The following is an 11,739-nucleotide window of genomic DNA, read 5'->3' as shown; positions in this document are numbered from 1 at the left end:
AGACAAGTGGCCGACGAAGCGAAGCTTCGCGATTACCTCAAGCGGGCGATCGCGGACGCCAGGGACGCGCGCCGGAAGTTGCGCGAGCTGGAGGACAAGGACAGCGAGCCCGTCGCCGTCGTGGGCATGGCCTGCCGGTATCCGGGCGGCGTGCGGTCGCCGGGGGACCTGTGGCGGCTCGTGGACGACGGCGTCGACGCCGTCGCCGGGTTCCCGGTCGACCGGGGCTGGGACCTGGACCGGCTGTTCGGCGCCGATCCGGACGCGGTCGGCACGTCACACACCCGGGAGGGCGGTTTCCTCTACGACGCGGACCTGTTCGACGCCGGGTTCTTCGGCATGTCGCCGCGGGAGGCGCTGGCGACGGACCCGCAGCAGCGACTGCTGCTGGAGACCGCGTGGGAGGCCGTGGAAACGGCGGGTGTGCGGCCGGCGTCGCTGCGCGGTTCGCGCACCGGCGTGTTCACCGGCGTGATGTACCACGACTACGGCTCTCGACCCGGACTGGCCACACCGGACATCGAGGGCTACCTGTACAGCGGCAGCGCGGGCAGCATCGCGGCGGGTCGGCTGGCCTACACGTTCGGTCTGGAGGGCCCGGCCGTCGCGATCGACACGGCGTGTTCGTCGTCGTTGGTGTCGCTGCACCTGGCCGCGCAGGCGTTGCGGGTGGGTGAGTGTGATCTGGCGTTGGCGGGCGGTGTGACGGTGATGTCGACGCCGACCGCGTTCGTCGAGTTCTCCCGGTTGCGCGGGCTGGCACCGGACGGGCGCTGCCGGTCGTTCGCCGCCGACGCGAGTGGCACCGGGTGGTCGGAGGGGATCGGCCTGCTGATGCTGGAGCGATTATCGGATGCTCAGCGCAACGGTCACCGTGTGCTCGCTGTCGTGCGGGGTAGTGCGGTCAATCAGGATGGTGCGTCGAATGGTTTGACCGCGCCGAATGGTCCGTCGCAGGAGCGGGTGATCCGTGCGGCGTTGGGGGCTGCGGGCCTGGGTCCGTCGGATGTGGATGTGGTGGAGGCGCACGGTACGGGCACGGTGTTGGGTGATCCGATCGAGGCGCAGGCGTTGTTGGCGACCTACGGTCAGGATCGTGAGACGCCGTTGTACCTGGGGTCGTTGAAGTCGAACATCGGTCATGCGCAGGCTGCGGCCGGTGTTGGTGGCGTGATCAAGATGATCGAGGCCATGCGGCACGGTGTCCTGCCCAAGACGCTCCACGCCGAGCACCCCACGTCGCACGTCGACTGGGCGTCCGGCTCGGTCGAACTGCTCGCCGAGGCCCGGCCCTGGCCGGAGACCGGTCGGCCGCGCCGTGCGGGGGTGTCGTCGTTCGGCTTCGGGGGCACCAACGCGCACGTGATCGTCGAGCAGGGCCCGGAACCCGGGCAGGGCGAAGCGGAGCCCGTGTCGGTCGTGCTGCCGGCGGTGCCGTTCCTGGCGTCGGGCAAGACGGAGCACGCCGCCCGCGCCCACGCCGCACAGCTGTCCACTGTGGATGGTACCGACCTGGACGTGGCGTACTCGCTGGCCACCGGCCGGTCGGCGTTCGGCTGGCGGACCGCTGGCACCGACCGCGTCCTCGGCGAACCGACGCCGGTCACCGAGGGCGGCACGGCGTTCCTGTTCACCGGGCAGGGTTCGCAGCGGACGGGGATGGGGCTGGAACTGGCCCGGACGTTCCCGGTGTTCGCCGCGGCACTGGACGAGGTGCTGGCGCGGTTCGACCTCCCGCTGCGTGAGGTGATCGCTTCGGGTGAGGGTTTGGAGCGGACGGGGTGGGCGCAGCCGGCGTTGTTCGCGGTCGAGGTGGCGTTGTTCCGGTTGGTGGAGTCGTGGGGTGTGCGGCCGGATTTCGTGGCGGGGCATTCGATCGGTGAGATCGTCGCGGCTCATGTCGCCGGGGTGTTGTCGTTGGAGGATGCGGCGACGTTGGTGGCGGCGCGTGGTCGGTTGATGCAGGACCTGCCCGGTGGTGGCGCGATGGTCGCCGTGCGGGCCACTGAGGACGAAGTCCGGCCGCTGTTGACGCCGGGCGTGGACATCGCGGCGGTCAACGGCCCCGAGTCGGTGGTGCTCTCCGGTGGCGAGGACGCCGTGCTGAGGGTCGTCGGGGTGCTCGGTGCCCGTTCCCGGCGGCTCGCCGTCGGTCACGCGTTCCACTCCGCGCGCATGGACCCCATGCTGGTCCCGTTCGCCGCCGTGGCCGAGTCGCTGACCTACCACGAGCCCGCCGTCCCGGTCGTCTCCACCCTGACCGGCGAAACCGACGGGAAGCTGACCAGCCCGGACCACTGGGTGGAGCAGGTGCGCCGCCCGGTCAGGTTCGGCGACGCGGTGCGCACCCTGGTGCGGCGAGGCGTCACGACGCTGGTCGAGCTCGGTCCGGACGCGGTGCTGTCGGCGATGGTGCCCGCCGTGACCGACGCGGCGGTCGCGGTGCCGTTGCTGCGCCGCGCCAGGCCGGAGGCCGAGACGGCCGCCGCGGCACTGGGCGTGCTGCACGGTCGCGGCGTGGCCGTGGACTGGCCGGCGTTCTTCCGCGGCGCGGGCGCACGGCGAGTGGACCTGCCGACCTACCCGTTCCAGCATGAGCGGTACTGGCTGGAGTCCGCGCCCGCCGCGGCGCGGGCGTCCGGACACCCTCTGCTCGGCCCGGCCACCGCCGTCGCCGGCTCGGGACGGGTGCTGTTCACCAGCACGATCGAGGCCCGGTCCTGGCTGGCCGACCACTTGGCCGTGCCGCCCGCTGCCTTCGTGGAGATGGCGATCCACGCCGGTGACCAGGTCGGCACGCCGGTGCTGGCGGAACTGGACACCGACCGTCCGCTGACCCTCCCGGCGCAGGTGCAGGTGTCGGTGGACGCGCCCGCCCCCGACGGCAGGCGGACCTTCACCGTCTACGCGCGGCCGGACGACGACGCGGCGTGGACCGCCCACGCCACCGGTGTGCTCGCCGCCCGCGGTGGCGACGAGCCAGTGATCACGGCTGACGGCACCCCGGTGCGCCTGCCCGAGGCGATCACGGGCGAAGCCGCCGCGTACGGCCTGCACCCGGCGCTCCTCGACCTGGCGGTGCCGACCACTGCCACCGGCGCGACGGTCCGGGTGCCCGGCAGCTGGCGCGGGGTGCGGCTGCACGCCGCGCACGCCGAGGCCGTCGAGGTGCGCGTGCGGCAGGTCGCCGACGACACCGTGACCCTCGTGCTCACCGACGCCGCCGGTCGGCCGGTGCTCACCGCCGAGGCGGTCGGGTTCCGCGACATCCCGGTCGAGCGGTTCGCCGCCGGGTCGCCGTTGCGGACTCTGACGTGGACCCACGTCCCGGCCGAACCGGCCACCGGGGGAGAGGTCGTCCACCTGGAGATCGGGACGGGTGACCCGGTGGCCGCCGCCCACGCCGCCGTGCTGCGGGCGTTGGAGCTGGTGCGGGAACGGTCCGAACCGCTGGTCGTGGTGACCGCGGGTGGTGTCGCGGTGGCCGACGAGGACGTGGACCTCGCCGCTGCCGCCGCGTGGGGCCTGTTGCGTTCGGCGCAGTCGGAGTTGCCCGAGGGCCGCCTGGTCCTCGTGGACACCGACGGCGACGTGGTCCTGTCCGGCGAGCCGCAGGTCGCGGTGCGCGGCGGGCGGGTGTTCGCACCCCGGTTGACCGCCGTCGAACCGGTCGAACCGGTCACGGGTGAGGTTGCCTGGGGCGGGACGGCGCTGGTCACGGGTGGCCTGGGCGTACTAGTCGCCCGCCACCTGGTCAGCGTGCACGGCGTGCGGAAGGTCGTGCTGGTCGACGTGGGCGCAGCGGACTCCGACACTTGGAACGCCGAGACCGTGCACGCCACCTGGGGCGAGCTGGCCGAGGTGGTGGCCGAGCACCGGCCGACCGCGGTCGTGCACACCGGGGGAGTGCCGGACGACGGCCCGCTGGCGGACATCACGCCCGAGCGGTTGGCCGCGGCGCTCAAGCCGAACGTGGACGACGCCTGGCGGCTGCACGAACTGCTGCCCGACGCCGGGCTGTTCGTGGTGTTCTCCTCGACGGCGGGCGTGCTCGGGGCTCCGGGCCGGGCCGGTTTCGCCGCCGCCGCCTCGTTCGCCGACGCGCTGGCCCGGCACCGCGCGGCCCGCGGGCTCCCAGCGGTCTCGATCGCGTTCGGCCCGCGGGAAGGCGCGGTGGGCTTCCCGCCGGTCGCCGACGGGGAACTGCTCGGCCTGCTCGACGCGGCGGTGGACGCCGGACACCCGGTGGTCGTGGCCGCGCCGGTCGACGTCGTCGCCCTGCGGGCGGCGGACCGTGCGCCGGTCCCGTTGCGCGGAGTCGTGGCGCCGCGGCGGCGCGAAGCGGGCGACGAGCGGGCCGGGACGCTGGCCGCGCGCCTGGCCGGGCTGGCCGGCGACGAGCGCCGTGCCGCCGTGCTGGACCTGGTCCGCCGCGAGGTGGCGGCCGTCCTCGGGCAGCAGGACCCGGCGGCGATCGGGGAGCACCGACCGTTCCGGGACCTGGGGTTCGACTCGCTCACCTCGGTCGAACTGCGCAACCGGCTGACCACCGCCACCGGCGTGGCGCTCCAGGCGACGCTGGTCTTCGACCACCCGACGCCCGCGGAGCTCACCGGGCACGTCCTCGGCGTCCTCGCACCGGAGGCGGCCGAGCCGGTGCTGTCCGGGCTGGACCGGCTGGAGGCGTTGCTCGACGGCGTCGCCAGGGAGGACGACCGGCGCGGGGAGATCACCCGGCGGCTGCGCACGATCCTGTCGCGCTGGACCTCCGAGTGGGGCCGGCCGCCGGCGGACGCTCCCTCGATCGAGCTCGAATCGGCCTCCGCCGGCGAGCTGTTCGACTTCATCGACAACGAGCTCGGTCGCGGCGCCGACCGGTCCGCCTGATCGGCACCTGGAGATAGCAGCGATGTCCAACGAAGAGAAGATGGTCGAGTACCTGAAGTGGGTGACGGCCGACCTGAAGAAGGCGCGTCAGCGGATCGCGGAGCTGGAGTCCGGCGGCACGGAGCCGATCGCGATCGTCGCGATGGCCTGCCGCTACCCCGGTGGCGTGTCCTCGCCCGAGGACCTGTGGCAGCTGGTGCTGGACGGTCGGGACGGGACCACCGACTGGCCGGAGGACCGCGGGTGGGACGTGGCCGGGCTCTACGACCCCGACCCGGCGCACCTCGGCACCTCGTACACCAGGCGGGGCGGCTTCATCGCCGACGCCACGGCGTTCGACGCGGGGTTCTTCGGCATCTCGCCCCGCGAGGCGCTGTCGATGGACCCGCAGCAGCGGGTGCTGCTGGAGACCGCGTGGGAGCTGTTCGAGCGGGCCGGCCTCGACCCGACGGCCCTGCGCGGCAGCTCCACCGGCGTGTTCGTCGGGATGGGCGAGCAGACCTATCTCGGCCTGGACGGCCCGCAGGAGCTGGAGGGCTACCTGATGACGGGCAAGCTTGGCAGCGTCGCGTCCGGTCGGCTGTCCTACACGTTCGGGTTCGAGGGACCGGCGATCACCGTGGACACGGCGTGCTCGTCGTCGCTGGTGGCGCTGCACCTGGCGGCGCAGTCCCTGCGGCGGGGCGAATCCGCCTTCGCGGTGGCCGGCGGCGCCACCGTCTACGGCCACCCCGGCGGCTACGTCGACTTCTCGCGCCAGCGCGGGCTGGCCGCGGACGGCCGCTGTCGGTCGTTCTCGGCCGATGCGAGTGGCACGGGGTGGTCCGAGGGCGTCGGTCTGCTGTTGCTGGAGCGGTTGTCGGATGCTCAGCGCAACGGCCATCGCGTGCTCGCCGTCGTGCGGGGTAGTGCGGTCAACCAGGACGGCGCGTCGAACGGCTTGACGGCACCGAACGGTCCGTCGCAGGAACGGGTGATCAACGCCGCCCTGGCCGACGCGCGACTGTCCACAGTGGACGTGGACTTGGTCGAGGCGCACGGCACGGCGACCCGACTGGGCGACCCGATCGAGGCCACCGCGCTGGTGAACACCTACGGCCGGGACCGGCCGACCCCGCTCTACCTGGGTTCGCTGAAGTCGAACATCGGCCACTCGGTGGCGGCGGCGGGCGTCGGCGGCGTGATCAAGGCGGTGATGGCCGTCCGCGACGCCACCCTGCCCAGGACCCTGCACGTCAGCGAGCCGACGCCGTTCGTGGACTGGTCCGCGGGGTCGGTCGAGTTGCTGACCGGGAACCGGCCGTGGCCGCCGACCGACCGCCCGCGCCGGGCGGGTGTGTCGGCGTTCGGTGTGAGCGGCACCAACGCGCACGTCATCGTCGAGCAGGCCCCGCCGACCGTCCCGGAGCCCGTCGTCGCGCGGGCCGGCCTCCCGGTGCTGCCGTGGGTGCTGTCGGCCCCCACGCCACCGGCGTTGCGCGCCCAGGCCGAACGGCTGCGCGACTTCGTCGTCGCCCGACCGGACCTGAGCCCGCTGGACGTGGCGTTCTCCCTGGCCACCACGCGCGCCGCGCAGGACAGCCGAGCTTCCGTCGTCGTTGCCGCCGGCCGGGACACCCCGCTCGCGGGCCTCGACGCGGTCACCCCGGCCACCCGCGTCACCGGCCGGACCGCGTTCGTGTTCACGGGTCAGGGTTCGCAGCGGGCGGGCATGGGTGTGGGGTTGGCTGAGGTGTTCCCGGTGTTCGGGGTTGCGTTGGACGAGGTGTGCGCGGTGTTGGACCCGTTGGTGGGTGGGTCGTTGCGTGAGGTGATTGCTTCGGGTGAGGGTTTGGAGCGGACGGGGTGGGCGCAGCCGGCGTTGTTCGCGGTCGAGGTGGCGTTGTTCCGGTTGGTGGAGTCGTGGGGTGTGCGGCCGGATTTCGTGGCGGGGCATTCGATCGGTGAGATCGTCGCGGCTCATGTCGCGGGGGTGTTGTCGTTGGAGGATGCGGCGACGTTGGTGGCGGCGCGTGGTCGGTTGATGCAGGACCTGCCCGGTGGTGGCGCGATGGTCGCCGTGCGGGCCACTGAGGACGAAGTCCGGCCGCTGCTGGGCGACCGGGTCTCCATCGCTGCGGTCAACGGCCCCGAAGCGGTCGTGCTCTCCGGTGACGAGGACGCCGTGCTCGCTGCCGTGGCGACGTTCGAGCAGCAGGGCCGTCGCACCAAGCGGCTCGCCGTCGGTCACGCGTTCCACTCCGCTCACATGGACCCGATGCTCGGGGAGTTCCGGCGGGTCGCGGAGGGCCTGACCTACCACCGGCCAGCGGTGCCGGTGGTCTCCACGGTCACCGGTGCGCTCGCCGACCGGCTGACCGAGCCCGGCTACTGGGTCGAGCAGGTCCGCCGCGAGGTCCGCTTCGCCGATGCCGTGGACACCCTGCGCGCGCGGGGCGTGACCACGTTGGTCGAGCTGGGGCCGGACGGCGTGCTGTCGGCGATGGCGGGGGACGGCGTGCCGCTGCTGCGCGCGGGCCGTCCCGAGGCGGAGACCGCCGTCGCGGCCGTCGGCGCGCTGCACGCCCGTGGCGTGGACGTCGACTGGGAGGCGTTCTTCGCGGGCACCGGTGCCAAGCGCGTGCCGCTGCCCACCTACCCGTTCCAGCGCGACAGCTACTGGCTGCGCCCCACCACCGGCGCCGGCGACGTCGCGGCGGCCGGTCTCGACGCGGCGGACCACCCGTTGCTCGGCGCGGTGGTCGAGGTCGTGGCCGGCGGCCCGGTCGTGCTCACCGGTCGGCTGACCACCGAAGGCTGGCTCGGCGAGCACCGGATCGCGGGCGCGGTCGTCGTGCCCGGCACGGCGTTGCTGGAACTGGCGCTGGCCGCCGCCGCCGAGGTCGACCTCGACCGGGTCGAGGAGCTGACCGTCACCGCGCCGCTCGTGCTGCCCGAGGGCGGCGGGGTGCAGGTCCAGGTGCTCGTGGGCGAGGCCGACGAGCAGGGCAGGCGCTCGCTGGACCTGCACGCGCGCCCGGCGGGCCACGCGTGGCGGCACCACGCGACCGGCGTGCTGGCCGCGGCCGACGCGCCCGTCACCGCGGACCTGGTGGTGTGGCCGCCCGAGGGAGCGGCCGAGGTCGACCTGCGTGACGTCTACGAACGCGTCGCCGAGGATGGCTACGAGTACGGGCCGGTGTTCCGCGGCCTGCGCCGGCTGTGGCGGCGCGACGACGAGCTGTTCGCCGAGGTGGCGCTGCCCGAGTCGGCCCGCGCCGAGGCCGCGCTGTTCGCGGTGCACCCGGCGCTGCTCGACGCCGCCGCCCACCCGTTGCTGCCCGGTGTGGCCGACCCGGACCGGCCCGCGCTGCTGCCGTTCTCGTGGTCGGGCGTGACCGTGGTGACGCCCGGTGCGACCGCCCTGCGGGCCAGGATCACCCCGACCGGACCGGAGTCGGTGGCGATGGTGTTCGCCGACGGACTCGGCACGCCGGTGGCGGCCGTGGAGTCGCTGGCGCTGCGACCGTTCGAGTCCGGTCGCGACACCCTGTTCGAGCTGGGCTGGACCCCGATCACCGGCGGCACGCCGACGGGCGCAGTGTTCGACGTCGTGCCGATCGGCCTGCCCACTACGGACGACGTCGTCGCGGCGACCCACACCGCCACCCGGGAGGCCCTGGCACTGGTGCGCGACCGGCTCGCCGAGGACCGTGACGGGCAGTTGGTCGTGGTGACCCGCGCGGACGTGTTGGCGCACGCGGCGGTGCACGGCCTGGTGCGCACGGCGCAGACCGAGCAGCCGGGCCGGGTCGTGGTCGTGGAGACCGACGACACCGCCGCGTCCCGGGACGTCCTGGAGTCGGCGCTCGCGTCCGGTGAGCCCCAGTTGTCGTTGCGCGACGGCCGGATCCGGGTGCCCCGGCTGAGTCGGCTACGGCCCGCCGGGCGGGCCGCGGGCACACCGTTCGCCGACGGCACGGTGCTGATCACCGGCGGCACCGGCGCGTTGGGCGCGGGGCTGGCGCGGCACCTGGTGGCCGAGCACGGCGCCACCGACCTGCTGCTGGTCGGCAGGCGTGGCGCGGCGGCGCCGGGAGCGGCCGGGCTGGAGAGCGAGCTGACCGGTCTCGGCTCGACCGTCACCTTCGCCGCCTGCGACGTCGCCGACCGCGCCGCGCTCGTCGCGCTCGTGGCGCGGCACCCGGTCAAGGCCGTCGTGCACACGGCGGGCGTGCTCGCGGACGGCGTGCTCGGGTCGCTGACCGACGAGCAGGTCGAGGCGGTGCTCCGGCCCAAGGTGGACGCGGCCTGGAACCTGCACGAGGCCACGGCGGACCTCGACCTGTCCGCGTTCGTGCTGTACTCCTCGCTCGCGGGCCAACTGGGGAACGCCGGGCAGGCCAACTACGCGGCGGCCAACACGTTCCTCGACGGGCTGGCCGTGCACCGGCGGGCACTGGGCCTGCCCGCCACCTCGCTGGCGTGGGGCCTGTGGGCGCAGACCAGCGACATCACCGACCAACTGGCCGACGTGGACGTCAAGCGGATCGGGAAGGCAGGCCTGCTCGCGCTGTCCACCGCGGACGCCCTGGCCTCGTTCGATGCCGCACTCGCCGTGGACGCGCCGGTGGTCACCATCACCGGCGTCGACCTGGCGACGGTGCGCGGGCTGGGTGAGGCCACCCCGGTCATCCTGCGCGGCCTGGCACCGGTGACCCGCCGTGCGCGTCGGACCGCGAGTTCCCTCGCCGACCGGCTAGCCGGGCTCGCGCCCGCCGAGCGCGACCGGGTCCTGGTGGACCTGGTCCGCGGCCAGGTGGCCGCCGTGCTCGGCCACGCCGACGCGGCCTCGGTCCCGGCCGGGCGGGCGTTCCAGGAGCTGGGGTTCGACTCGCTGACCGCCGTGGAGCTGCGCAACCAGCTCAACGCCGCCGCGGGCCTGCGGTTGCCGACCACCCTGGTGTTCGACCACCCGTCGCCCGCCGCGCTGGCCAGGCACCTGTCCGACGAGCTGTTCGGCGGTGCGCGCGAAGTGGTCGCCGGCTCCGTGGCCGCGAAGGACGACGACCCGGTCGTCATCGTCGGCATGGCGTGCCGCTATCCCGGCGGCGTGCGGTCGCCGCGTGGGCTGTGGGACCTCGTCGCAGGCGGTGTGGACGCGATCTCGCCGTTCCCGACCAACCGCGGCTGGCCCGACCTGTACGACCCGGACCCGGACCACGTCGGCACGTCCTACTCGCGCGAGGGCGGTTTCCTGCACGACGCGGACCTGTTCGACGCCGGGTTCTTCGGCATGTCGCCGCGGGAGGCGCTGGCGACGGACCCGCAGCAGCGACTGCTGCTGGAGACGGCCTGGGAGAGCCTGGAGAACGCGGGGGTGGACCCGGCCGGGCTGCGCGGTTCGCGCACCGGCGTGTTCGCCGGCGTGATGTACCACGACTACGGCTCCAACCTGGCCGGGATCCCCGAGGACCTGGAGGGGTACCTGGCGAGCGGCACGCTCGGCAGCGTCGCCTCCGGCCGGGTGTCCTACGCGTTCGGGTTCGAGGGACCGGCCGTCACGGTGGACACGGCGTGCTCGTCGTCGTTGGTGTCGCTGCACCTGGCCGCGCAGGCGTTGCGGGTGGGTGAGTGTGATCTGGCGTTGGCGGGCGGTGTGACGGTGATGTCGACGCCGACCGCGTTCGTCGAGTTCTCCCGGTTGCGCGGGCTGGCCGCGGACGGGCGCTGTCGGTCGTTCTCGGCCGATGCGAGTGGCACGGGGTGGTCCGAGGGCGTCGGTCTGTTGTTGTTGGAGCGTTTGTCGGATGCCCGGCGCAACGGCCATCGTGTGTTGGCGGTGTTGCGTGGCAGTGCGGTCAATCAGGATGGTGCGTCCAACGGTTTGACCGCGCCGAATGGTCCGTCGCAGGAGCGGGTGATCCGTGCGGCGTTGGCCGTCGCCGGTCTGCGTCCGTCGGAGGTGGACGCGGTGGAGGCACACGGCACGGGCACGGTGCTCGGTGATCCGATCGAGGCGCAGGCGTTGTTGGCGACCTACGGTCAGGATCGTGAGACGCCGTTGTACCTGGGGTCGTTGAAGTCGAACATCGGTCATGCCCAGGCGTCCGCGGGAGTGGGCGGCGTGATCAAGATGATCGAGGCCATGCGGCACGGTGTGCTCCCCAAGACCTTGCACCTGGACCGGCCGTCCGAGCACGTCGACTGGGACGCGGGCGCGGTGGAACTGCTCACCGAGGCCCGCGAGTGGCCGGCGGTGGACCGCCCGCGCCGAGCCGCCGTGTCGTCGTTCGGCATCAGCGGCACCAACGCGCACGTCATCATCGAGCAGTTCCCGGCCGAGCGGGAAGCGGCCGCCGAGGTCACGTTGCCGGTCGCGCCGTGGGTGCTGTCGGGCAAGACCCCGGAGGCCGTGCGGGAGCTGGCGGACCGGCTGGCCGAGGTGGACGAGTCCGATGTGGACGTCGCCTTCACCCTGGCCACCAAGCGGTCCGCTCTGCCCTACCGCGCCTCGGTGGTCCGGCGCGACGAACTGGCCGCGATCGAGCCCGCCCTCGCCCCGGACGGCCGGACCGGGTTCCTGTTCACGGGTCAGGGTTCGCAGCGGGCGGGCATGGGTGTGGGGTTGGCTGAGGTGTTCCCGGTGTTCGGGGTTGCGTTGGACGAGGTGTGCGCGGTGTTGGACCCGTTGGTGGGTGGGTCGTTGCGTGAGGTGATTGCTTCGGGTGAGGGTTTGGAGCGGACGGGGTGGGCGCAGCCGGCGTTGTTCGCGGTCGAGGTGGCGTTGTTCCGGTTGGTGGAGTCGTGGGGTGTGCGGCCGGATTTCGTGGCGGGGCATTCGATCGGTGAGATCGTCGCGGCTCATGTCGC

2 protein-coding genes and 1 pseudogene are annotated in these 11,739 nt (G+C 73.6%); all 3 read left to right on the top strand.

Annotation, left to right across the window (positions count from 1 at the left end; genetic code table 11):
- Nucleotides 1-6 precede the first annotated feature (6 nt).
- A complete protein-coding gene (locus ALI22I_RS20690; RefSeq protein WP_238598483.1) occupies nucleotides 7-4,887 on the top strand; it encodes a type I polyketide synthase in 4,881 nt (1,626 codons plus the stop codon).
- A gap of 22 nt (nucleotides 4,888-4,909) precedes the next feature.
- Nucleotides 4,910-4,960 (top strand): annotated as a pseudogene (locus ALI22I_RS55610) (polyketide synthase docking domain-containing protein); the annotation flags it as partial.
- A partial coding sequence (locus ALI22I_RS20685) for an SDR family NAD(P)-dependent oxidoreductase (protein WP_443216953.1) occupies nucleotides 4,961-11,739 on the top strand: 6,779 nt, incomplete at its 3' end. It abuts the pseudogene before it with no gap.

The organism is Saccharothrix sp. ALI-22-I, assembly GCF_001984175.1.
In the GTDB taxonomy this organism is placed as follows: Bacteria; Actinomycetota; Actinomycetes; order Mycobacteriales; family Pseudonocardiaceae; genus Actinosynnema.
The sequence above is the reverse complement of the archived record's forward strand: the minus strand, read 5'-3'. Positions and strand labels throughout refer to the sequence as shown.